The organism is Rhodanobacter sp. ANJX3 (assembly GCF_014200755.1).
GTDB lineage: Bacteria > Pseudomonadota > Gammaproteobacteria > Xanthomonadales > Rhodanobacteraceae > Rhodanobacter.
Genome location: NZ_JACHCM010000002.1, coordinates 744,811 through 767,381, shown reverse-complemented (window position 1 = coordinate 767,381; position 22,571 = coordinate 744,811). Strand labels below are relative to the sequence as shown.

At 62.6% G+C, this 22,571-nt stretch carries 24 protein-coding genes; 13 read left to right on the top strand and 11 right to left on the bottom strand.

Annotated features, from left to right (window positions below; translation table 11 throughout):
- Positions 1-172 precede the first annotated feature (172 nt).
- Both egtB and egtD read left to right on the top strand, forming a co-directional pair.
- Positions 173-1,423, top strand: coding sequence for an ergothioneine biosynthesis protein EgtB (gene egtB / locus HDE76_RS08145; RefSeq protein WP_184506556.1), 1,251 nt, complete (start codon positions 173-175; stop codon positions 1,421-1,423).
- Positions 1,420-2,406, top strand: coding sequence for an L-histidine N(alpha)-methyltransferase (gene egtD / locus HDE76_RS08140; protein ID WP_184506554.1), 987 nt, complete (start codon positions 1,420-1,422; stop codon positions 2,404-2,406). Before egtB ends, egtD begins: the two co-directional genes overlap by 4 nt.
- A gap of 97 nt (positions 2,407-2,503) precedes the next feature.
- Here the strand turns inward: egtD and HDE76_RS08135 are convergent, their stop codons facing one another.
- The 5 genes from HDE76_RS08135 to HDE76_RS08115 form a co-directional block, all read right to left on the bottom strand.
- Complete coding sequence (locus HDE76_RS08135) at positions 2,504-3,187, bottom strand: SH3 domain-containing protein (RefSeq protein WP_184506552.1); 684 nt, start codon at positions 3,185-3,187, stop codon at positions 2,504-2,506.
- A 183-nt stretch (positions 3,188-3,370) separates the two neighbouring features.
- Positions 3,371-4,882, bottom strand: a complete 1,512-nt coding sequence (locus HDE76_RS08130; protein ID WP_184506551.1) for a peptidase S10 — start codon at positions 4,880-4,882, stop codon at positions 3,371-3,373.
- Between the two features lie 198 nt (positions 4,883-5,080).
- Positions 5,081-5,932, bottom strand: a complete 852-nt coding sequence (locus HDE76_RS08125; RefSeq protein ID WP_184506549.1) for an SH3 domain-containing protein — start codon at positions 5,930-5,932, stop codon at positions 5,081-5,083.
- Positions 5,933-6,046: 114 nt separating this feature from the next.
- Complete coding sequence (msrB, locus tag HDE76_RS08120; protein WP_184506547.1) at positions 6,047-6,661, bottom strand: peptide-methionine (R)-S-oxide reductase MsrB; 615 nt, start codon at positions 6,659-6,661, stop codon at positions 6,047-6,049.
- A 105-nt stretch (positions 6,662-6,766) separates the two neighbouring features.
- A complete protein-coding gene (locus HDE76_RS08115) occupies positions 6,767-8,488 on the bottom strand; it encodes a cytochrome c biogenesis protein DipZ (protein ID WP_184506545.1) in 1,722 nt (573 codons plus the stop codon).
- 185 nt (positions 8,489-8,673) lie between these two features.
- Between HDE76_RS08115 and HDE76_RS08110 the strand changes: the two genes are divergently transcribed.
- Both HDE76_RS08110 and HDE76_RS08105 read left to right on the top strand, forming a co-directional pair.
- Complete coding sequence (locus HDE76_RS08110) at positions 8,674-9,339, top strand: sigma-70 family RNA polymerase sigma factor (protein ID WP_343205678.1); 666 nt, start codon at positions 8,674-8,676, stop codon at positions 9,337-9,339.
- 5 nt (positions 9,340-9,344) lie between these two features.
- Positions 9,345-10,028 (top strand): NrsF family protein, encoded by a 684-nt coding sequence (locus HDE76_RS08105; RefSeq protein WP_179477561.1) that lies wholly within the window; start codon positions 9,345-9,347, stop codon positions 10,026-10,028.
- Between the two features lie 51 nt (positions 10,029-10,079).
- Here HDE76_RS08105 and HDE76_RS08100 read toward each other — a convergent pair whose 3' ends face one another.
- On the bottom strand, positions 10,080-10,562 hold the full coding sequence (locus HDE76_RS08100; protein WP_184506544.1) for a YajQ family cyclic di-GMP-binding protein: 483 nt from the start codon (positions 10,560-10,562) through the stop codon (positions 10,080-10,082).
- Between the two features lie 153 nt (positions 10,563-10,715).
- Here HDE76_RS08100 and HDE76_RS08095 point away from each other — a divergent pair, with 153 nt between their 5' ends.
- Both HDE76_RS08095 and HDE76_RS08090 read left to right on the top strand, forming a co-directional pair.
- A complete protein-coding gene (locus HDE76_RS08095) occupies positions 10,716-11,894 on the top strand; it encodes an NAD(P)/FAD-dependent oxidoreductase (protein ID WP_343205680.1) in 1,179 nt (392 codons plus the stop codon).
- Positions 11,895-11,977: 83 nt separating this feature from the next.
- The gene (locus tag HDE76_RS08090) at positions 11,978-12,862 is read left to right on the top strand and encodes an NAD(P)-dependent oxidoreductase (protein ID WP_179477299.1); all 885 of its coding nucleotides are present in this window, start codon (positions 11,978-11,980) and stop codon (positions 12,860-12,862) included.
- A 51-nt stretch (positions 12,863-12,913) separates the two neighbouring features.
- On the opposite strand, the gene HDE76_RS08085 is transcribed toward HDE76_RS08090, so the two are convergent.
- A complete protein-coding gene (locus tag HDE76_RS08085) occupies positions 12,914-13,798 on the bottom strand; it encodes a PhzF family phenazine biosynthesis protein (RefSeq protein ID WP_184506540.1) in 885 nt (294 codons plus the stop codon).
- A gap of 167 nt (positions 13,799-13,965) precedes the next feature.
- Between HDE76_RS08085 and HDE76_RS08080 the strand changes: the two genes are divergently transcribed.
- The gene (locus HDE76_RS08080; protein WP_179477297.1) at positions 13,966-14,571 is read left to right on the top strand and encodes a rhomboid family intramembrane serine protease; all 606 of its coding nucleotides are present in this window, start codon (positions 13,966-13,968) and stop codon (positions 14,569-14,571) included.
- A 130-nt stretch (positions 14,572-14,701) separates the two neighbouring features.
- On the opposite strand, the gene HDE76_RS20745 is transcribed toward HDE76_RS08080, so the two are convergent.
- A complete protein-coding gene (locus tag HDE76_RS20745) occupies positions 14,702-15,190 on the bottom strand; it encodes a hypothetical protein (RefSeq protein ID WP_255481478.1) in 489 nt (162 codons plus the stop codon).
- Positions 15,191-15,194: 4 nt separating this feature from the next.
- Between HDE76_RS20745 and HDE76_RS20740 the strand changes: the two genes are divergently transcribed.
- The 5 genes from HDE76_RS20740 to pncB all read left to right on the top strand — a co-directional run bounded on the left by HDE76_RS20740 (position 15,195) and on the right by pncB (position 19,349).
- Entirely contained in the window at positions 15,195-15,467 is a 273-nt protein-coding gene (locus HDE76_RS20740) for a hypothetical protein (RefSeq protein WP_255481477.1), read from the top strand.
- A 155-nt stretch (positions 15,468-15,622) separates the two neighbouring features.
- Positions 15,623-16,042, top strand: coding sequence for a hypothetical protein (locus HDE76_RS08070; protein ID WP_184506538.1), 420 nt, complete (start codon positions 15,623-15,625; stop codon positions 16,040-16,042).
- Positions 16,043-16,138: 96 nt separating this feature from the next.
- Positions 16,139-17,152 carry an aminopeptidase gene (locus tag HDE76_RS08065; RefSeq protein ID WP_184506537.1) on the top strand — a complete coding sequence of 338 codons (1,014 nt, stop codon included), beginning with the start codon at positions 16,139-16,141 and terminating at the stop codon, positions 17,150-17,152.
- A gap of 83 nt (positions 17,153-17,235) precedes the next feature.
- Positions 17,236-17,616 (top strand): thioredoxin family protein, encoded by a 381-nt coding sequence (locus HDE76_RS08060; RefSeq protein ID WP_184506535.1) that lies wholly within the window; start codon positions 17,236-17,238, stop codon positions 17,614-17,616.
- A 545-nt stretch (positions 17,617-18,161) separates the two neighbouring features.
- A complete protein-coding gene (pncB, locus tag HDE76_RS08055) occupies positions 18,162-19,349 on the top strand; it encodes a nicotinate phosphoribosyltransferase (protein ID WP_184506533.1) in 1,188 nt (395 codons plus the stop codon).
- Between the two features lie 24 nt (positions 19,350-19,373).
- On the opposite strand, the gene HDE76_RS08050 is transcribed toward pncB, so the two are convergent.
- The 3 genes from HDE76_RS08050 to HDE76_RS08040 all read right to left on the bottom strand — a co-directional run bounded on the left by HDE76_RS08050 (position 19,374) and on the right by HDE76_RS08040 (position 21,956).
- Positions 19,374-20,177 (bottom strand): MetQ/NlpA family ABC transporter substrate-binding protein, encoded by an 804-nt coding sequence (locus HDE76_RS08050; protein WP_184506531.1) that lies wholly within the window; start codon positions 20,175-20,177, stop codon positions 19,374-19,376.
- Positions 20,178-20,247: 70 nt separating this feature from the next.
- Positions 20,248-20,949: a methionine ABC transporter permease gene (locus tag HDE76_RS08045; protein ID WP_179477292.1), complete on the bottom strand. Its 702-nt coding sequence runs from the start codon at positions 20,947-20,949 to the stop codon at positions 20,248-20,250.
- Positions 20,946-21,956, bottom strand: a complete 1,011-nt coding sequence (locus HDE76_RS08040) for a methionine ABC transporter ATP-binding protein (protein WP_179477291.1) — start codon at positions 21,954-21,956, stop codon at positions 20,946-20,948. Before HDE76_RS08040 ends, HDE76_RS08045 begins: the two co-directional genes overlap by 4 nt.
- Positions 21,957-22,058: 102 nt before the next feature.
- On the opposite strand from HDE76_RS08040, the gene HDE76_RS08035 reads away from it, so the two are divergent.
- Positions 22,059-22,544, top strand: coding sequence for a glutathione peroxidase (locus tag HDE76_RS08035; RefSeq protein ID WP_179477290.1), 486 nt, complete (start codon positions 22,059-22,061; stop codon positions 22,542-22,544).
- Positions 22,545-22,571: the final 27 nt, after the last annotated feature.

Here is a 22,571-nt window from a genome sequence, read left to right as displayed (position 1 = left end):
GCCAATGTGGTGCACGACCTATCGGCGACTTTTGAAGGCTAGTCCGCCATAGGCAGATCACAAGATTTCAACGTCGCCCCCGGCATGCTTGCGTCCATGTTTTTCAGCCATCCTCCGCGCCGCGTCGTTGTCATAGCCACCGCGCCGAGGGTCAGAGCGAAGGATGGTTGCCATGGCTAGCGAAAGTTTTCTGTTTTCTGCGTCGACCGCGTCCCGCTTCGACCGGGTTCGTCGCACGACGGTCGAACTGGTCGCGGGCCTGACCGCCGAAGACCTGTTGGTGCAATCCATGCCGGATGCCAGTCCCGGCAAATGGCATCTTGCTCACACCACGTGGTTTTTCGAGCATTTCGTGCTCGGCAGCAATCCATCTTATAAGCCGCGCGACCCTGCCTGGCATTTCCTGTTCAATTCTTACTACCAGTCGATCGGGCCGATGCACGCGCGGCCGCACCGCGGGCTGATATCGCGCCCTTCGCTGCAGGAAGTGTTCGCCTTTCGCGAGCGGGTGGATGCGGACGTGATGGCGCTGCTGTCCAACGATCCGAATGCGGAACTTGTGGAGTTGGTCGAGCTGGGTCTGCATCATGAACAACAGCATCAGGAGCTGCTGCTCACCGATATCAAGCATGCGCTTTGGTGCAATCCTTTGATGCCTGCGTATCACGAGCGCAAGCGTGGCGCGGTGGCCTCTGCATTCGTTCCGCTGCGCTTTGTAGCAGGACGCGAGGGCATCGTCGAAACCGGCCACCGCGGCGAGGGCTTCGCCTTCGACAATGAAACGCCTCGTCACCGTACGCTGCTGCAGCCGCATGCGCTGGCCAACCGGCTGGTAACCAACGCCGAATACCTCGCCTTTGTCAGAGAAGGTGGCTACCGAGAGCCCGGTCTGTGGTTGTCCGATGGCTGGTCCACCTTGCAACGCGAGGGTTGGCAGCGACCGATGTACTGGCAGGACGATCTGGCCAGTGAATTCACGCTGGCGGGTGTGCAGGCCATTGAGCCGAACGACCCGGTGTCGCATCTGAGTTATTTCGAAGCCGAGGCGTTTGCGCGCTGGGCCGGTTCGCGACTGCCGACCGAGGCCGAATGGGAGTCTGGCGCGCGCGGTCTGCCGGTTGCGGGCAACTTGCAGGACGAAAAACTTTTTCATCCTGCCGCCGCCACGGCCGGCGACGGCCTGCTGCAGATGTACGGCGACGTTTGGGAATGGACGGCGTCGCCCTACATCAGCTATCCGGGTTTTCAGCCCTTGCCCGGCTCGCTGGGCGAGTACAACGGCAAATTCATGAGTGGACAATGGATTCTGCGCGGAGGCTCCTGTGCCACACCGCGTGATCATGTTCGCGCTACCTATCGCAACTTTTTTCCACCCCACGCCCGCTGGCAGTTTGCCGGGCTACGATTGGGACAAGATCAATGAACGCGCAAGTCTCGGGTATCCATGACGACGACCGTCGTCCACCGTCCAGCGAATTGCTGGAAATCGCTCAGCGCGGATTGTCGCTGAAGCCGAAGCGTCTGCCGTCGTGGCTGTTTTACGATGAGCGCGGCTCGGCGCTGTTCGACGAAATCTGCGAGCAGCCGGAGTATTACCTCACGCGCAGCGAGATTGCGCTGATGGACGAACACGCCGGCAGCATCGCCGATACGCTGGGCAGCGACGTTCGCCTGGTGGAGTACGGCAGCGGCAATGCGCGCAAGACGCGCATGCTGTTGCAGCATCTACACGAACCGGTGGCCTATGTGCCGGTGGAAATTTCGGCCGAGCCGCTGCGCGAGAGCGTGGATCGACTTGCCGCCGAATTTCCCGCGCTGCCGGTGCAGCCGCTCGGCGCCGATTTCACCAAGCCGCTGCGTCTGCCGATTCCGCCGCGCGCGCCGCGTCGTACGGTGCTGTACTTTCCGGGTTCGACAATCGGCAATTTCGATAACCGCGCCGCTGCGGTTCTGCTGCGCAAGATGCGCAACGAGATGGGCGATGCCGGCGGTATCCTGATCGGTGTCGATCTGAAAAAAGACCCCATGGTCATCGAGGCAGCCTACAACGACGCCGCGGGCGTGACTGCGGCCTTTACGCTCAACATGCTCACGCGGCTGAATCGCGACGTCGGCAGCGACTTCGACCTATCGGCTTTTCGCCACCGCGCGCACTACAACCCCATGGCCGGCCGTATCGAAACGCATATCGTCAGCAGTAAGGCGCAGCAGGTGAAGCTGGGCAAGAGCAGTGTGGCCTTCCGCGAGGATGAGGCGATCCACGTCGAGTACAGCTGCAAGTATTCGCTGGCGGATTTCGAGGCGCTGGCGGCGAAGGCCGGCCTGGCGGTGCTGCGTGTGTGGACCGACGCGCAGAAAATGTTCAGCGTGCAGTATCTCGTACGTGCCAGTACGGTCGCGCGCTGAACTACGTTTGCTTGCTGAAAGCGGCACAGGCTGTCGGCATTATCGATCCGCTTGAAGTCATCCAAAAAAATCCGCCCCAAGGGCGGATTTTTTTATGTCAGTTGCCGTTGTCGGCTGGCCGCTGTTGTCCGGGGGCGGGGCGGTTATTGCCCGGGCCGGAACCCGGACGTCGATTGCCACCGGGATTGCCCTGACCGGGTCGCGAGGGCCGGTTGCCGTTGTTCGGGTTGCCTTGACCGGGACGGCCCGCACCGCCGCCCGGTTGTGGACGTACGGGAGGGCGATTGCCTGCGGGTGGACGCGTTGGGCGCGAGGGCGGGCGGTGCTGCACCGGCGGCCGCGGCGGCGGGCGTTGAATCGGCCGAGGTGGTGGACGGTGCGGAACCGGTCGGGCGTACCAGCGGCTGCGGTCGCGGTAGAACGGCCGGTTCCGATAGTAGCTGTCCCAGTAGCTGCCTATCACGAAGCTGACGATCGGTATGCCGATCTGTGCGCCGTAGGCCGGCACCAGCACGCGCTGATTCTGATAGTTGTATTGCAGATAGTTGCCGGCGATCCAGCCGCGGTTGCCGAAGGCGACGACATCGCACCATTCCCAGCCATCCGTGCATCCTTGGATGGCCAGTTGAGTGCCCACGGGAATCGTGGCGATCAGCGGATAACTGGTATCCGGCCCTGCACGAAGATTGACATTGGCGGTGGCGAACCCATCGGCAGCGTGGGCGAACACCGGCGCGGCGAGAAGTAACGCGGTCAGCCAAGCGAGAACCGGATGCTTCATGACATCAATCTCCGTCGGTGAGGTCGAGCGAATATGCCAGCAGGCGATCCAGCCAGTGGGTTTATCGCCGGTCGCAAGACAGTGTTCCTGTTCCAGCTGTAGCGCAAGAGGCGAGCAAACCTCTTGGTGTGATACTCCCCTGAGCGAGCGCGGAGGACACAGCTGCCCCCGCGCTTGGTGCGCCTATTTACTGCCGTACAGCGCTTTCACGTCTTGGCTCAGTGCCGACTGGCTGTCTTCGCGCGCGTAGAACATGTGGCCGCCGGCGTATTCCTTCACCTGCACGCGGGTCGGATCACCCATGGCCGGCATCTGATCGACCGCGAGTATCGACACCATGAACGGGCAGGAGAGATCGTCCCAGCCGTGGGCGATCAGCACGCGCAGGCCGGGATCGTTCGCCACCGCCTCGCGCAGCTGCGACACCGAGCCCTGATTTGCATCGTCGTCCTCATGCCACAGCTTGTTCACGTCATAGCTCAGCGCGTTGTAGCGACCGTCGTATTTCCAGCCGACCGTCTGCGTGACGAAGTTGACCATCGCCGTGGTGGTCGGCGCGATGATGCCGTTGAGGATCGGATCGCCGGTTTCCTGATGCGGCGCATACGGGAACGGGTCCCACGCGGTGACGTTGGAGTCGTAGCGGCTGCCGAGTTTGCCCTGGGCGCGGTAGACCTCGCGCAGATAGGCCTGCGTTTCGAGGCGCCCGCCGGAGCGCTTCACGAACAGCGGATCGAGTCCGGTCAGTTCGGTGACTTTCTGGATCATCCGTTCGGTGGCCTGCGGATCGGAGCGGCCTTTCATCAAGGTAGTGGCGTAATCGCCGCGGGTGTATTCGATGATCGGCGCCATGGTTTCGGGCGTCAGCCGGTGCTCGCGTTCGAGATAAGCGGCGGCGATCGATGGCAGCGTCTGCATCCACGGCAGAGGCGACACGTTCTCGTCGTTGGACGCTGCGGCGTCGAGATACGGCGACAGCAGCACCAGACCGTTCATCGCCACGCCGAGCTGGGTCTGCAGATAGTCGGTGATGCGCGGGCCGCGGAAGCCGCCGTAACTTTCGCCCACCAAATATTTGCGCGAGGTCATGCGGCCGTTCTTGACCAGCCAGTCGTAGACGATGCGCGACAGGTATTTGATGTCGTTGCCGGTGCTGTAGAACTGCTTGGTGGCTTCCTTGTCATCCACCAGCGCGCGGCTGTAGCCGGTGCCGATCGGATCGATGAAGACCAGATCGGTAAAGCCCAGCCAGGTGCCGGGATTGTCGTGCAAGGTGGTGGGTGCCGAAGGGGTGTCGCCCTCCACGCCGAAGTTGACCTTCTTCGGTCCGATCGCGCCGAAATTGAGGTAGACCGACGATGCGCCTGGGCCACCGTTGACCGCGAACGTCACGGGCCGATCCTTGCCGCCCATGGTGTAGGCGGTGAACACCACCTCGCCGGTGATGGTTCCCTTTTCGTCGCGCACGGGCAGCGAGCCCACGGTCACCGTGTACTTGAGCGAGCGGCCATTCACGCTTGTGCTCTGCGAGACGTGTGCGTCGGCGGGCAGCGGCGGCAGGTGGAAACCATTGCCGGCACTGCCTTCATCGGTTGGCGATTTGTCCGACGTGTGACCATCGGCAGCGATAGCCGACCCGTTGAAGCCGGCCAGCACGAGTGCCGCGAGCACGGCAGATTGCAAAAGCTTGCGCACGAGTTCGTTTCCCATCGATCAAAGGCACAAGACTAGCTGCCCGATGCTCGGCGGGAGTGTGCATAAAGGCATGGTCGGGACGTTTGCCCGACGTGCCATCGAGCTGCGCTCGACCGCTGACCGCACACGGCAGAACGGGACGATTCGCATCGTCCCGTTCCTGGTCATTGCTGATGTGAATCGGGGGGTGACGCTCGATCAATGACCGTTGTCGTCATGATGGTTGTCGTCACGATGATCGTTGTCACGGTGCCCATCGCCGTGAGCGACGGCGTGCGCCTGTGACGGTGACGGCTGCGGTCGGCCCTGACCGCCTTGCATGGGTTGGCCGGGCGCCGGTTGCCCGACCGGCGCCTGACCCTGACCTTGTCCCTGATACTGATGCCGATACTGGTCTGGACGTTGTTGCTGGCCCTGCTGCGGCTGGCCTGGACGTTGATCCTGACCCTGCTGCGGTGGGCGCTGCCCCGGATATCCGGGGCTTAGCGGCCTCAGATGGTCCGGTCGCTGATCGCCTGAATAGCCGGGCCTCGGCTGACCATCGTAGTTGCCATGGTTCGGCCCATGCCATGGGCCGACACCGCCGGGGCCGCCCGGCCGGCCGGGATAGGGGCCGCGCGGCGGTGGCGGTGGCGGGCGCCGCACGTAAGGCCGGTTGTACCAGTTGCCACGGTCGCCGTAGAACGGACGGCTGCGGTAATAGCGATCCCAGTATGTGCCGATGCTGAAGGCCACGATGGGAATGCCGATTTGCGCGCCGTAATCCGATAGCAGAACTGGCTGATCGCGGTACTCGTACTGGATATAGTTGCCGGCGATCCAGCCGCGGCTGCCATCATTTTCGTTGATCACATCGCACCACTCCCAGCCGTCGGTGCAACCCTGCACATCGACTTCGGTGCCGCTCGGTAGCTGATCGACCAGCGGATAGCTCGGGTCGGGCCCTGCGCGCAGGTTCACGTTGTCGACCACATAGCCTTCGGCGGCAAAGGCGCAGACGGGAGCCGCCAGGCACAGCGCAGCGAGAGAAGACCAAAGCTTGCGTTTCATCACGTCGATCTCCGGCGAAAAAAGAGCGCGCTCTTTATGTATCGAGCGCGCTCACTTTATAAGCGCTTTTTCGCAGCATCGCGTGGATTTCACGCCGTGGCTTTGGCTCGCCGTTCAGGCAGCTTTTCTCGGAACAAACCGCAGCGCCACGGCATTCATGCAGTAGCGCAGGCCGGTCGGCTTCGGGCCGTCGTCGAAAACATGGCCCAGATGGCTGTCGCAGTTGGCACAGCGAATTTCCACCCTGTCCATGCCGAACGTGCTGTCGTGTTTTTCGATCACGTTGATCTTGGCGATCGGTTGCCAGAAGCTCGGCCAGCCGGTGCCCGAGTCGAATTCGGTGGCGGCGTCGTACAGCGCCGTTGCGCAGCCGACACAGCGAAAAAGACCGGGTGTGGCGGGCTTTTCGTGATCGCCACTGAAGGCACGCTCGGTGCCGTCGCGACGCAGCACATCGAAGCTCGCTGGCGACAATCGCTGCTTCCACTGCGCATCGCTGAGGATCAGTCGGGGCACCGGGTGTGCCCCCAGATCTTTACCGTCGTCGGAAAAAACCTCGAGCAATACCTTGCCCGGTTTGCCGATCGGCATATTTTCAGCCACGGAGTCCGCCGCGAACAATCGTGGAAGGAAAAGACCGCCGCCGATGGCCAGCACGGCACCGCCGGTGACGGCAGCACGAATGAAGTGACGACGATCCGCCGCAAGTGTTTCATTGATACGTGACATGGAAACCTCCGTTGAATCAGATGCAGCAGAAACGATGCCGGTGGCGTGTTGTCATTTCACAGCGAACGCCGCAATACGAGCAGATCCACTGGCGATCACTCAGGGTCAGCCGAACGTGAAGGCATAGGCCTGCACGCCAGGGTCAAGAAATTCGATGTCGAACAGGCGCTCGCCGCTGCCGCCGGCCTGGCGCACCAGCTGGTAAAGCCGCTGCGCGTCGATCACGCCGTTGCCGTCGGCGTCGGTATCCATGCCGTGATCCGCACCCGGCGCCTTGCCGTCGATGTGTACGCGAAAGCGGATCGGTTTGCCGTCGGCCGCGGGGCCGAGCACCAGGTGCAGGTCGCGTCCGCGGAAGCGATAGACGACGTGCCCGCCAGCCTTGTCCAACTGCGCGTTTTCCGCGTGCACGGTCCAGCGCCCGTCGAGTGACCACTGGTTGCTGGTCAGCGTGTCGGGCGCGCGGTAATCCCAAGCGTCGTCGTGCGCGACCTTGCCGCCGGCGAAGTTCAGTGCCCGGGCGTAGCCGACGTAGGTTTCCGGCGATACCGTGGCGCTGCGCGATGCGGCCGCTTCGACACCTTGCTGCGTTCCGCTGACGTAGCCGCCAGGCAGGTTCTTCTGACCGGCTTCGGTCAGCAGACGGCGCAGCAGATCCTCGCTTTCCGCATAGCCGCCTTCGCCGAAGTGATGATGGCGAATCTGTCCTTCGGCATCGACGAAGTAATGCGCTGGCCAGTACTGGTTGTGGAAGCCTTGCCATATTGCATAGTTGTTATCCAGCGCGACCGGGTAGTCCACGCCCAGATCCTTTACTGCCTTTGCGACATTGGCTGGATCTTTCTCGAAGGCAAACTCGGGTGCGTGCACGCCGATCACCACCAGGCCGTGATCCTTGTACTTGTCGGCCCAGCCGCGCACATACGGCAGCGAGCGGATGCAGTTGATGCAGGAGTAAGTCCAGAAGTCGACCAGCACTACTTTGCCGCGCAGCGATTCGGTAGTCAGCGGTGGGCTGTTGATCCACTGCGTAGCACCGGCGAGCGACGGCATCTGGCCTTCCACCGGCAGCGCGGCGCCGGCCTGCGGCACGGACTCGGGCGCCTGCGGCGGACTCACCGCATTGATCAGCTTCTGCTCGATGCCGCCGGTACTGGTCAGCGAAACGCGGGTCAGCCACCCCGTATCGACGCCCAGCGCAATGGCGGCGACACCGGCCAGCACCAGCACGCCGAGCCCGCGGCGTACCCATTCGCCGGTACCGAGCGAGCGCTTCATCAGCGCAAACACCTTGCCGCCGATCAGCAGCGCCACACCAAGCGATGTGGCGGCACCTAGGGCGTAGATCAGCAACAAGAGGGTGGTCTGCACGCTGGCGCCGTTCAGTGCCGCCGCGGTCAGCAGCAGGCCCAGAATCGGCCCGGCACACGGCGCCCACAGCAGGCCTGTCGCTACGCCTAGGCCAGCCGCCGACCAGATCGAATCCTCGTTACCCGACGAGCCTTGGGACAGCTTATTGCCCAGCGCCACAAACGGGCGAGTGATCCACTCCGCCAGGTGCGTCGACAGCAGGGTCAGGCCGAGAAACGCCAGTACCACCAGCGCAACGATACGGCCGTACTGGTTCGCGTGTACTGCCCAGCCGCCGCCCAGAGCCGCCAGCGTGGCGACCGCCGCAAAGGTAATGGCCATGCCCAGCAGCATGGGCAGGCCGTTGCGCGCGAATGGTCGATCCGAGCGGGCAAACACAAATGGCAGCACCGGCAGGATGCAGGGGCTGAGGATGGTCAGCACGCCGCCAAGAAACGCGAGGATCAGAATAATCATGTACGCATCATTGGATTCAGGAGGTTCCACAGACTATTCGTCGACAGCGGCGTCGCGGTTACCAGGAAGCGGCAAAGCGTTTCACGGAATTCGTGAGTTATCTGCTGACGAGTTCTACTTACGGGGTAACCCCAGCCACAGATGCGGCGAAAGCACTCCAGAAGATGCATCTATTCGGAGTGATCGTGCCGCACAGCTTGACCGCCAACGCCTTCATGGGTCTAGATAGCGCTCTTTTCCCGTGGGCGAGCGTTACCCGAACCGTGCAGGCTGAAGCCGTATCCGCTAGCGCCAATGAAACGCCCGACCAGCGTCGGGCGCGACTCATGTCGGCTGCCCAGTCGGGCGACCGGCGTGCGTACGAGCGGGTACTGGCCGACTCGATCCTGCTGATTCGCATGGCGGCGCGGCGACAGGGCGTCGCTACGGATCGTCTGGATGACGTGGTGCAGGAGACGTTGATCACGGTCAATCGCGTGCGCCACACCTACGACCCCTCGCGGTCGTATGACGCCTGGCTGACCGCGATCGCCAATCGCCGCGCTATCGATGCGCTGCGCAGCCGCGGCCGGCGCGACAGTCGCGAGCTTCATGACGACATGGCTTTCGACAACCATGCCGATATCGACGATGCCAGTGCGGCGACTGAGCAGATGCAGCGGGCGCAGCGCCTGCGCGAGGCTATCGCCGAGCTGCCGCCGGGTCAGCGCGAAGCCGTCGAGCAGATGGGTCTGCACGAACGTTCACTGAGCGAAGCGGCCGAATTGACTGGCCGCAATACCGGCGCATTGAAGGTCAATCTGCATCGCGCGCTGAAGGCGTTGCGCGAACGTTTCAACGGAGAGCCGTGATCGCCATGTCCGACCCGCGACCTCAACCCGCATCGGCGTCCAGTGAGCGATCCTACGAATCGCTGATCGGACGCCTCAGCACGGAACTGGTGCCGGTGCGCCGGCTGCCGCCGCCGTCGCTGCGCACCCTGGGTTGGCTGCTTGTGGTCGCGGCCATCGCCGCGGTGTTGCTGATGCATTACGGCGTTGCCGGCATGGCGCAGCGCTTTGCCGGTACACCGGATCTTGCCTGGGCCGGCGTCGGCGCCGTGCTCACCGCGATCAGCGCAGCCTGGGCTGCCTTTGCGTTGAGCGTGCCCGGCCGACGCGCGGCCTGGGCATGGTTGCCGCTGCCCGGCGCGCTGCTGTGGATCGGTGCCAGCGGGCTGGGTTGTCTGCGTCAGGTCATAGCCCCGGGTACGCAGATATCGACGATGCATCAATCGGCGGACTGCCTGGTTTTCATCGTCGGATTCTCGATACCGCTGTCCGCGCTGATGGTCGTGTTGCTGCGCCGTGCCTATCCGCTGCGCCCGGTGCTCACCGCCGTGCTGGTGGGGCTGGCCAGTGCCGCCGCGTCGGCGAGCCTGCTGGAAATCTGCCATGCCTACGACGCGGCAGCGACCGATCTGCTGACGCATGCCGCAGCGGTCGCGTTGGTCGTTGCAGTCAATATGGCGATGGGTGGGCGGCTGCTGTCGAAAGCCTGATTTTCGCGTCTCTCGCAGGGCACGCAAGGCGCGGGCTCGGAGAGCGCAGACTCAGTCGCGGAAGTTGTCGAACTGCAGCGGCAGATCGACTTCCGCCTTGCGCAAGAGGGCCATCGCGGTCTGCAGATCGTCGCGCTTCTTGCCGCTGACGCGCAGCTTGTCGCCGTTGATCTGCGCCTCGACCTTGAGCTTGGCTTCCTTCATCGAGGCGATCAGCTTTTTCGCGATCGGCTGTTCGATGCCCTGTTTGACGGTGATTTTCTGTCGGGCGCCGGCCAGGTTGGTTTCGGCATCGGCCACATCCAATGCACGCACGTCGATCTTTCGCGCTGCCAGCCGGCCGCGCAGGATATCCATCATCTGATTGAGCTGGAACTTGCTCGCGCCGATTTGCGTGATCACGAAATCGTCCAGCTCGAATCGGGCATCGGTACCCTTGAAGTCGAAGCGCGTGGTGAGTTCGCGGTTGGCCTGATCGACGGCATTGGTGAGTTCGTGCTTGTCGACTTCGGAAATGACGTCAAAGGAGGGCATGGCAATAACTCTCGTGGATCGGTGAACCAGTGTAAGCGATGCCGGACTGGCCGGCTGATGGATAATGCCGCATGACTAAGCGATTGAAACCGGCCCAGGCATCGTCGAAACGGGTCTATGCCATCACAGCCCAGGGCCTTTGACGTGGCCGCCATCGAAACTGACGTGCTGATTGTCGGCGCGGGCGCCGCCGGGCTGATGTGCGCCATCGCCGCGGGCCAGCGCGGGCGTAGGGTGCTGGTTGTCGATCACGCCAACCGCGTCGGCAAGAAGATCCTGATGTCGGGCGGCGGGCGCTGCAACTTCACCAACCTCGGCGTAACGCCGACGCAGTACCTGTCGGCCAATCCGCATTTCGCCAAGTCGGCGCTGGCGCGCTATACGCCGTGGGACTTCATCGCACTCGTGCAGAAGCACGGCATCGCCTATCACGAGAAGGAGCTGGGCCAGCTGTTCTGCGACGACTCCTCCAAGCAGATCGTGCGCATGCTGCTGGACGAATGCGAAGCGGCCGGCGTGACGATCGAAACCAGCTGCGATGTAAAACGCGTGCGCAAGAACGACGGCGGTTTCAGCGTGACCACCGCGCGTGGCGAGGTGCAGGCCGAATCGCTGGTGGTGGCCTGCGGCGGCCTGTCGATTCCCAGCATGGGTGCCAGCGGTTTCGGTTACGAACTGGCGCGCCAGTTCGGTCACGAGGTGTTGGCCACGCGCGCAGGCCTAGTGCCGTTGACGCTGAGCGGAAAGCACCAGGAGCACTACCAGGATTTGGCCGGCGTTGCGTTGCCGGCCGTGGAAACAAAGGTCGGCAGGCAGTCGTTTCGTGCCGGGCTGCTGTTTACCCATCGCGGTATCAGCGGTCCGTCGATTCTGCAAATTTCCTCGTACTGGCAGCCGGGCGACGATCTACGCCTCGATCTGCTGCCGGATATCGAGGCCGGTGCTTGGCTGGTTGAGCAACGCGCGGTGCGGCCGTTGGCTGAACTGAAAACCGTGCTGGGCGACTTGATGCCCAAGCGGCTGGCGCAGCGACTATGCGAGCGGTGGTTCGAGAGTCGGCCGATGCGTCAGTACCGCGAGGCCGAGCTGAGCCAGATCGGCGATCAGCTCAAGGCCTGGCCGATCACGGCCAGCGGCACCGAAGGCTATCGCACTGCCGAGGTCACCCTGGGCGGCGTCGACACCCGCGGCCTTTCGTCCAGCACGATGCAGTCCAAGCATGTGCCAGGCCTGTATTTCATCGGCGAGGTGGTCGACGTTACCGGCTGGCTGGGCGGCTACAACTTCCAGTGGGCGTGGGCCTCGGGGCAGGCGGCGGGCGAGGTGGCCTGAGAGCCTGCGTACCGCCGCTTTCGCATGATCTGAACATCGCACCTGCTCCACTTTGCCGTTGCAATGACAATGAGGAAGCATGCATGAAGGTTGGATTCATAGGTCTCGGCGCCATGGGCGCGGCGATGGCCAGCAATCTGTTGGCCGCCGGTCATACGGTAACCGTGTGGAACCGCTCCGAATCGGCCGCCGCGCCGCTGGTGTCGCTGGGTGCCAAGCTGGCGCGCACGGCCGACCGCGCCGCGCAGGGCGAAGTGCTTTGCAGCATGCTGGCCAACGACAAGGCGGTGCGTGAAACGATTCTGGACAGCGGCCTGCTCGACGCGATGGACCCCGGCACCGTGCACGTGAACCACTCGACTATTTCCGTGGCGCTCGCCAAGGAGTTGGCCGAGGAACATGCCAAGCGCGGGCTTGAATATATCGCGGCTCCGGTATTCGGTCGCCCCGACGTCGCTGCCGCCGGCAAACTCAATATCCTGGTCGCCGGCAAAGCATCGGCGGTGGAGAAGGCACGGCCGCTACTCGAAGCCATGTCGGCCAAACTGTGGCCGATGGGCGATGCGCCCGAGCGCGCCAACGTGGTGAAGATTGCCGGCAACTTCATGCTGGCGACAGCGATCGAAAGCATGGCCGAGGCGTCCGCGCTCACTCGCGCCTATGACATCAGCGCCGCCGACTTCCTCGACGTGATGACCAACACGCTGTTTGCCTCGCCGGCCTATCAGGGCTACGGCAAGCTGATTGCCGAGGAGCGTTTCAAACCGGCGGGCATGAAGCTACCGCTGGGATTGAAGGATGTCGAGCTGGCCTTGACCGCTGGCGGCAGTGCGCACGTGCCGTTGCCGCTGGCCGGCGTGGTTCGCGACAGCCTGCTCGAAGCACTGGCTGCCGGCGACGAAGACGTCGACTGGTCGGCGCTGGCGCTGGTGTCGGCGCGCCGCGCCCATCTGGAAGATCGCAAGTAGAGCGCGATAACCGAAGCCTGCGATGGAGTCAGGCGCCAGTCGAGTTCTGCTTCAATCGCCCAGTGTCCAATTCACGGTTCCCTCGATGATGGTGGCCGTGCGGCCGCCGATCCACACCGCATCGCCCTCGATCGAGGCGACAAGCCGGGCATCGTGGCCCATCTCGCGACCCTGGCTGATCACGTAGCCGCGCGCCAGCTTGCCGTTCGGTTCGACTTCCGCGAGATAGGCCGCGATGCAGCCATTGGCCGCGCCTGAGGCGGGATCTTCGACGATACCGGCACCGGCGGCGAGTGCGCGGACAACGAGTTGATACTCGCTGCTCGTGCTGCGCGCAAACGCACACACGCCCATGCTGTTGGTGGCTCTGGCCAATTCGCCAATGGCCGCATGATCGGGCTTCCATGCGCGAATGCCGGCTTCGTCCGAAATTTCGACCAGCCACCAACGACGGCCCCCTTCCACCAGGGCGGGCGGCAGCCTGCCCGGCCGGATACCAGCGAGCGCGCGAGCCAACAACGGATGCGCGTCATGACTGCTTGGCACCACCAGCTGGGGTGGCGACAGCAGCGACAGCTCGCGCTCGGCGCCGTTGCCGTGCACGCGAATCGGCAGCGTGCCGGCGCCGCACTCCTGCCACAGCTGGCCATCGCGCGGTTCGACCAGGCCGCACTCCAGCGCTGCGTGTGCGCTACCGATGCTGGGGTGGCCGGCAAACGGGATTTCCTTGTGCGGTGTAAATATGCGCACACGGTAGCTGGCCTTGGGATCCTCCGGCGGCAGCAGGAACGTTGTTTCGACAAGATTGGTCCAGCGCGCAAAGCGCTGCATGTCCTGCGCACTCCAGTCCTTGGCGTCGAGCACGACGCCAAGGTGATTGCCGCCGCCGAGGCTGGCGGTAAATACGTCGAGATGCATGTAGCGGAACGAAGTCATGGTGATCCTTGCTGATCAATCGCGCGGCGATATTTTCGACTGTGGTTGTTTTCGATAGGAGACCGTGTCGAGTCAGCGGGCTTGCGCGCGAAAGCTGCCCGCCATGTCGACAAGATGCGGCGGTAGCGCGAAGATGTCACGCTTTGCCATCTCTTGCGGAATCGTCCATGCCGGTCACTTTTATTATTATCGCCATCACCGGCATCGTGTCGTTCATGGCTTTCAAGAACAGCCGGCTGATGAACGATCTGATCCTGTGGCCGCCGGCGATCACCAGGCAGCGCGAGTACCACCGGCTGGTGACCTACGGCCTGGTGCATGCGGACTTCGGCCATCTGTTCTTCAATATGCTGACGCTGTATTTCTTCGGTCAGGTGATGGAAGGGTTCTTTGCGGGACACCTGGGCGGCTTCGGTTTTGCGCTGTTCTATATCGGCGGTCTGGTGTTCTCGATTCTTCCGACCTACGTGAAGAATCGCAACAACGCCAGCTACCGCAGCCTCGGTGCGTCGGGCGCCGTCTCGGCCGTGTTGTTCTCTTTCATTCTTCTGGCGCCATGGCAGAAAATCATCGTCTTCGTCATACCGTTGCCGGCGATCATATACGCCGTGCTTTATACGGGCTACTCGATCTTCATGGATCGACGCGGGCAGGGCAACGTCAACCATAGTGCGCACCTGTGGGGTGCGGCCTACGGTGTGATCTTCACACTGCTTATGGACTCACGTGTGCTTCCTTACTTTCTCAATCAGTTGTCACACCCGTCGTTTTGATGACTGGTGCGCCCGATTTGTCGCGAAGGTGCTGGACGATGTCGTAGGGTCAGCCGTTAATATCCGAGCGATTCAAGGCGCGCATACTCGCTCTGCATAGAGCACCGTTTCATTGATCACTGCAGGAGAATCACCGCATGGCTATGAAAGGCAAGTCGGCAACGAAAAAATCCGCGACAGAAAAGGCACCGGCAAAAAAGACGGCCGCCAAGAAAACCTCGGCGAAAAAAACGGTAGCCAAGGCTGCGTCGCCCGCCAAGAAAACGGTCGCCAAGAAGGCGCCGGCTAAAAAGGCAGTGGCCAAAAAAGTCGCCGCGAAGAAAAAAGTCGCTGCAAAAAAGATCGTCGCCAAGAAAGCGCCGGCCAAAAAGGTCGCCGTCAAAAAAACCGCCGCAAAGAAGGTTGCGGCGAAGAAATCGGTTGCCAAAAAAGTCGTCGCCCAGAAGTCGGCGGCTCCGAAAGTCGGCAAAGTCGTTGCAAAAAAAGCGTCATCCAAGAAGACCGTCGCCAAGCCGGCCGTAAAAAAGTCTGCTGGCAAGACGGCGGCGGTCGTGCCGAAAAAGCCGCTAGCGACCAAGCCGGCCGTCAAGAAGGCGGCATCCTCGCCGAAGAAAATCAAAGCGGTGCCGCACAAGCTGCCGACCTTGCCCGAGCCGGAGATTCACCACATCAGCCCGGCCGAAGCGGTGGAGCATATTCAGGCGCTGCTGGAAGCCAAGCAGGAGCGCGTACGCCAGGGGCCAACTTGGCCTGGCGCGGTAACCACGCAGCCGTCGCCCGACACGCCCGATCCGCATGCGCCCATGCCGGCGGCGGGTGGCGGCTTGTCGAGCGAAGCGGCGTTCGGCCACGCCTTGGCGCATGAGCGAGGCGACCAGTCCAAGCGCAAAGGCTGAGGCGCCGCCCGAGCGCTTCAAACGTGAGCTTCTAGCATCGCGGCCGCATGGCTGGTGGGTAAATGCCCATCAGCCGTGTGTTTTTACCTCACGAGGCGTTCAAGCCCACAGGACTAACATCTGTCCATAGCTCCATCTGGAGTCGGAGACAGACGATGAAACGTATTCTTGCCCGCCTTGTTCTGCTCGCTGGAATCGTGGCTCTTTCAGGCTGCTACTACGATCCTGGCTACGGCTACGTTCGCAGCTCTAGTTACAACGGCGACGTGTACTACGGTCAGGCCGCACCGGTTTATCAGGGCGGCTACTACCCATACGATTACGGGTATTACAACAACGGCTATTACGGCTGTTGCGGTGTCGGCATCATCGGTGGCTGGTACGGCGGTTATGGCGGTCCGCGTTATTACGGCGGCGGTCGCGGTTATTATCCGGGCCGCTACGGTTACCGCGGCGGCCGCTGGTCGGGCCGGGGCCGGCCGGGCTACGGCGTTCATCCCGGCTACGGCGGCAGTCACGGTGGGGGGCATTATTCTTCGCACGGCGGAGGCAGTGGCAACCACGGCGGTCACTGAGACAGAACGCCTGGCCTGCGGCACAATCGCCGCATGGCTTGGCAAAAAGCATTTCCACGGTCGACCGGTATTCCAAGGCTCATCGTTCTCGCGACGATGGGCCTTTTGCTTGCGGCCTGTGCAAGCGTTCGATACTACGCGCAGGCCGTGCGCGGCCAGAGCGAGCTGGTGTTTCATCGTCGCAATATCGGTGCGATCCTCGCCGATCCGGCGACCGACCCCCGCCTCGCTGCGCGGCTGGTTCTGGCCGAGCAGGCGCGTCGCTTCGCTTCGCAGCACCTCGCGCTGCCCGACAATCGCAGCTACACGCGCTATGTGGATCTGCACCGCACATTCGCAGTGTGGAACGTTTTCGCCGCGCCGCGCTATTCGGTCGACCCCGTGTTGCACTGTTTCCCCATAGCCGGCTGCGTAGGCTATCGCGGCTATTTTTCCGAAGCCGACGCCAAGGCTGACGCCGATCGGTTGCGCCGGCAGGGCAACGACGTGGAGGTCGGTGGCGTCTCGGCCTACTCCACGTTGGGCTGGTTTGCCGATCCCATTCTCAGCAGCATGCTGCGCTGGGACGACGATGAGCTCGATAGCACGATCTTTCACGAGTTGGCGCATCAGCTGATCTACGTGAAGGACGACACCGCGTTCAACGAATCCTTCGCTACATTCGTGCAGGATCAGGGCCTGCGCGAGTGGCGCCAGTCGCGCGGGCTGCCTGCGAAAAATGGCCGCGACGAGGCCATGGAAAACGGTTTCACCACGCTGGTACTGGACTTGCGCGAACGCTTGAAAAGGCTTTACGCCAGCGACTTGGATCAACCGACGATGGAGGCGGGCAAGCAGCGCGAGATCGCTGCGTTCCGCGCACGTTACGCGCAATGGCGAGATCGCGACTGGCCAGGTAAGCATGGCTACGATGCCTGGGTGGCGGCGCCGATCAACAACGCACGGCTGGTGCCTTTCGGTTTGTACGATCAGTGGACACCGGCATTCGCGGCGCTGTTCAAACAGTCGCAGGGGCAGTGGTCGGCGTTTTATCGACGCGTGCGTGAGCTGTCGCGGCAGCCAAAGCGGCAGCGCGACGACCTGTTGGCTGCGTTGAATGGGCGCGCCTGAGTCGTTCCTGTCCGGTCGACCGCTTGGCTTTTCGGTACGCAGACCCATCTCGCTCCTTGATAGAGAAAGGTTGCCGAATGCCCATGTCCGATACCGCCGTGCCCGAGTTTTTTCATCGCTTTCCCATGAAAAAGGTGAGCGACGCTTCGCTGGATGACGTATTGCGCGAAGAGGGGGCACCGGTCGGCATTCTGTTTCTATGGGGGCGCGACTGCCCCAACTGCGATATCGCCAAGCGCGCCATGCTGCTGGCGCTGGATCGGTTCCAGTGGCCGCAGGTCCGATGGATGCACGACAACGTTTATGAAGACCCGACCATGGCTACGCGCTTTGGATTGCACGGCATCCCGGCTTTTATCGTCTTCCGTGGAGCCCGCAAGATCGGCCGGATTACCGAGTGGCCCGGCGCGCAACTCTTTGTTTCGGCGATCGAAAATCAGATAGCCATGGCCGAAACCGTTTGAAAGCCTGTCGCCTGGCTGAACGACGGACGGATGTATACGTTGAACTCACGCGAGCGTGGACACACTAAGCCTGTGAATCGCCGTGACGGCGACCAGAAGTGAGACAAAACATCGCTCACTGAGGGGCTGCTTTTCCTCCCCTGGACGCAGCCCGACAAGCCCCACCGGTCCTCCCCTGGCCAGTGGGGTTTTTTTTGCCCTGAATGTCTAAGAGTTTGTTCAAGTCTCCGCGTGGCCCGCGCCGGCAGCTGTTTGCACGCAGGAATGGGGCAAACAGACCCGGCCCTGCGGGTTGCCTCGCCGTGGCCGCCAGGCGGCAGCGCGCGGTTTACACCTTTTCGGTGCTTGACTTGCCAGCCAGGCAAGCGCTGCGCCACGCGCTGCCGCCTGGCGGCCACGGCGAGACAACGCGAGCTACGTGGCGACTTTGAACAGGCTCTAAGGAGACATGGTCGAAAGGCCGGGGCGCATTCGATGGACGACCGAAGCGCTGCGAGATGGATAATGAGCCACTGCTCCCACGCGCGCCTCCGGCCAAGTCACCGATGATCATCGAATCGCTGCTCGATACCGACCTCTACAAGTTTTCGATGATGCAGGTGGTGTTGCATCAATACCCGGCCGCACAGGTCGAGTATCGCTTCAAGTGCCGCAATCCGGGCATCGATCTGGTGCCGTATATCGACGACATCCGCACCGAGCTGACAGCGCTGTGCCAGCTGCGCTTCACGCCGGACGAGCTTTTGTATTTGCGCAGCTGGCGCTTTCTGAAAAGCGACTTCGTCGATTTTCTCGATCTGTTCCATCTGAACGAAAAGTACGTCGAGATCACGCCTTCGGCATCCGGCAACGGTGAAATCGAGATCCGCATTCGTGGACCGTGGCTGCACACGATTTTGTTCGAAGTGCCGCTGCTGGCCATCGTCAACGAAGTGTACTTTCGCCATGTCAGCGCTGGGCTGGAGCTGTCCGAAGGTCGTCGGCGGCTGCAGAAAAAGATCGCGCTGCTGCGCGATACGCCGGACTACGGCGGCTGCCGCATCGCCGATTACGGCACGCGGCGGCGTTACTCGCGCGCATGGCAGCGCGAGGTGGTGACCACGCTGCGCGACGGGCTGGGCACGCAGCTCACCGGCACGAGCAACGTGTTGCTGGCGCGCGACCTCGGGCTGACTCCGCTGGGCACGCTGGCCCATGAGTACCTGCAGGCGCATCAGGCGCTGGGACCGCGTCTGCGCGACTCGCAGGTCGCCGCGCTGGAAGCGTGGGCGAAGGAGTACCGCGGCGATCTGGGCATCGCGCTCTCGGACGTCTACGGCTTCAGCGCCTTTCTGCGCGATTTCGATATGTATTTCTGCAAGCTTTTTGACGGTACCCGACACGATTCCGGCGAACCCTTCGACTGGGGTGAGCGGATGCTGGCGCACTATCAGGCGAACCGGGTCGATCCGCGCAGCAAGGTGCTGGTATTCAGCGACGGACTGGATATTCCCAAGGTGATGCAGCTTTATGCCCACTTCCGTGGGCGCTGCCTGCTGGCATTCGGTGTCGGCACCAACCTCACCAACGACGTGGGGCCGACGCCGCTCAATATCGTCATCAAGATGACCCGCTGCAACGGTCAGCCGGTGGCCAAGCTCAGCGATTCGCCGGGCAAGGACATGTGCGACGACGAGGCTTACGTGACCTACCTGCGCCAGGTGTTCGAGATTCCGGCCAAGCCGGCGGTATAGGTCGGTCCTCCGGCGCGAGCGCGTTCAGAACGCTGGCAGTACGGCGCCGTGGTAGTGCTGCTCGATGAAGGTTTTGATCTCGGGGCTGGTCAATGCCTTGGCCAGCTTCTGCACACGCGGATCGTCCTTGTTGTCTTCGCGGCCAACGAGATAGTTCACATACGGTGAGTTTTTGTCTTCGATCAGCAGCGCGTCCTTGGTCGGATTCATGCCGGCAGCGAGCGCGTAGTTGGTATTGATCAGGGCCAGATCCACTTCGTCCAGCGTGCGCGGCAGCATCGCGGCTTCGAGCTCGCGAAACTTCAGATGCTTCGGATTGGCCGTGATGTCTTTCTCGGTAGCCATCTCGTCGTTCGGGTCTTTCAGCGTGATCAACCCGTGCTTGGCAAGCAGCAGCAGCGCGCGGCTGTTGTTGCTCGGGTCGTTGGGTAGGGTCACGCTGGCGCCGTCGGGCAGTTGATCGATGCTCTTGTACTTGCGCGAGTAGGCGCCGAACGGTTCGATGTGCACGCCGGTGACGATCACCAAGTGCGTGCCACGCTCGTGGTTGAACGCATCCAGATAGGGCTTGGTCTGAAAATAGTTCAGGTCGATGTTTTTCTCGGCCACCTGGGAGTTGGGCTGCACGTAGTCGGCAAACACCTTGATCTGCAGATCGACGCCTTCTTTCGCGAGTATCGGCTTGACCTGCTTGAGGATCTCCGCGTGCGGAATCGCCGTGGCGGCAACTGTCAGGGTGTTCGAATCACCCTCGACGCCACTGCCGCTATGGGCGGAGCAGCCTGCCAACGCAAGCAGTACGACGACAGCGGCGATGAGTTTTTTCATGACGGTTGGCTTTGTGCGGCGCACAAGAATAGCCGTCCATACCGCCAAATGCAAAACGGAAGAGTAGCGTTCAGCGCCGCCCGTAGTACGCCACGACGCGGTCGCCCAGCATTTGCAGCAGCTGTACCAGCACGATCAGCAGGGCCACGGTGACCAGCATGTAGTCGGACTTGTAGCTGAGATAGCCGTAGCGGTAGGCCAGATCGCCGAGTCCGCCCGAGCCGATCGCACCGCCCATCGCGGTGTAACCGACCAGCGCGATGGCCGTGACGGTCACGCCGGCCAGCAGGCCGCCGCGCGCTTCCGGCAGCAGCACATGTCGGACGATCTGCCACAGGCTGGCCCCCATCGCCTGACTGGCTTCGATCACGCCATGCTCGACCTCGCGCAGGGCCGTCTCGACCAGGCGTGCGAAGAACGGGGCGGCACCGATCACCAGCGGCGGAATGGCCCCACGAATGCCCAGCTTGGTGCCGACCAGAAAATAGGTCACCGGCATCAGCACGATCATCAGGATGATGAAGGGCACCGAGCGCAGGATATTCACCAGCAGCGACGCGATGGCATAGAGCTTTGGCATCGGGCGCAGCTGGCCGCGGCCGGTGAGATACAGCAGCACGCCCAGCGGCAGGCCGAGGATGATGGTGAGCAGCAGAGAACCGCCGAGCATCAGCAGCGTATCGATGCAGGCATGGCCGATTTCGCCCCAGTCGTCGATATTCGGGAACAGCGCCTGCAGAATCGGCGTGGCGTGGATCGCATGCGTTGTCATGGGCGCAACTCCTCTATCTCGATACCTGCTTTGCGCAGCGCGGACATCGCTGCGTCGATGCGCTCGCCCTGCATCGCCAGCGTGAGCTGGCCGTAAGGCATGTCTTTGATGCGGTCGATGCGTCCGGCGAGCAGGTTGAAATCGATACCGGTATCGCGCGCCACCTGGCCCAACACCGGCGTCCACGTGGCGTCGCCTCGAAAGCTCAGCCGCAGGATGCGCCCCGGCACGCGCGCAAAGGCGGCTTCGTCGCCGATGGTTTCCTCGGGCAGCGCCTCGTTGACGAAGCGTTTGGTGGTGGCGTGCTGCGGATGCAGAAAGACGTCGATCACGCTGCCGCGCTCCACAATCTCGCCCGCGTCCAGCACGGCAACGCGATCGCAGACCCGACGCACCACGTCCATCTCGTGCGTGATCAGCACGATGGTGAGCTTGAGTTCGCGATTGATCTCGGCCAGCAGATCCAGCACCGACGCCGTGGTCTGCGGATCGAGCGCGCTGGTGGCTTCGTCGCACAACAAAATCGACGGTCTATTGGCCAGCGCACGAGCAATGCCGACACGCTGCTTCTGGCCGCCGGAGAGCTGCGAGGGATATTTGTCGGCGTGATCGGTCAGACCGACCCGCGCCAGCAGCTCGTCCACGCGCTGGCGCAGAACGGCGGCGTCGCGTTCGCCGGCCAGGCGCATCGGAAAGGCCACATTGTCGGCCACGGTCTGTGAGGCGAGCAGATTGAAGTGCTGGAAAATCATGCCGATACGGCGGCGCTGTGCGCGCAGCGCCGGCTCGGCCAATGCGGTCATTTCGGTATCGCCGACGAAGATGGTGCCGCCACTGGGGCGTTCCAGCAGATTGATCAGCCGTATAAGCGTCGATTTGCCCGCGCCGGAGAGGCCGATGATGCCGAATACCTCGCCATCGGCCACTTCGAGGCTGAAAGGCTGCAGCGCCGGGATGTCGCGACCGTCGACGCGGTAGGACTTGTGCACATCAACGAAGCGGATCACGGCGTAACCTGGCTTTTGCGCTAAACCCGCATTCTATGCCACGGACGTCATCGGCGATGGCGTAGACTTCAGGCAGTTGACCCAACAGCAGGAGCGAGCCGTATGTCCAGCGTCTACGATTTCACCGTCCGCGATATCGATGGCCATGAGCGCTCGCTCGGCGAGTTTCGCGGGAAAACCCTGCTGATCGTCAACGTAGCTTCCAAGTGCGGGTTCACTCCGCAGTACAAGGGCTTGGAAAACCTCTGGCAGGATCAGCGCGACAAAGGGCTTGTTGTACTGGGCTTTCCCTGCGACCAGTTCGGTCATCAGGAGCCGGGCGACGCGGAAGAAATCAAGACGTTTTGCAGCACCCGCTACGACGTCACTTTCCCGATGTTCGCCAAGATCGAAGTCAATGGCGACCATGCCGACCCGCTTTATCAGTGGCTGAAAAGCGAAGGGAAGGGCATTCTCGGCAGCGAATCGGTCAAGTGGAACTTCACCAAGTTCCTCGTCGATGAAAACGGCCAGGTCGTGAAGCGCTATGCGCCGACCGATACGCCGGAAAAGATCGGTAAGGACACGCTGGCACGCCTGGGCGGTTAAAGGCGGTTCCCATATCGACGCAGCGCA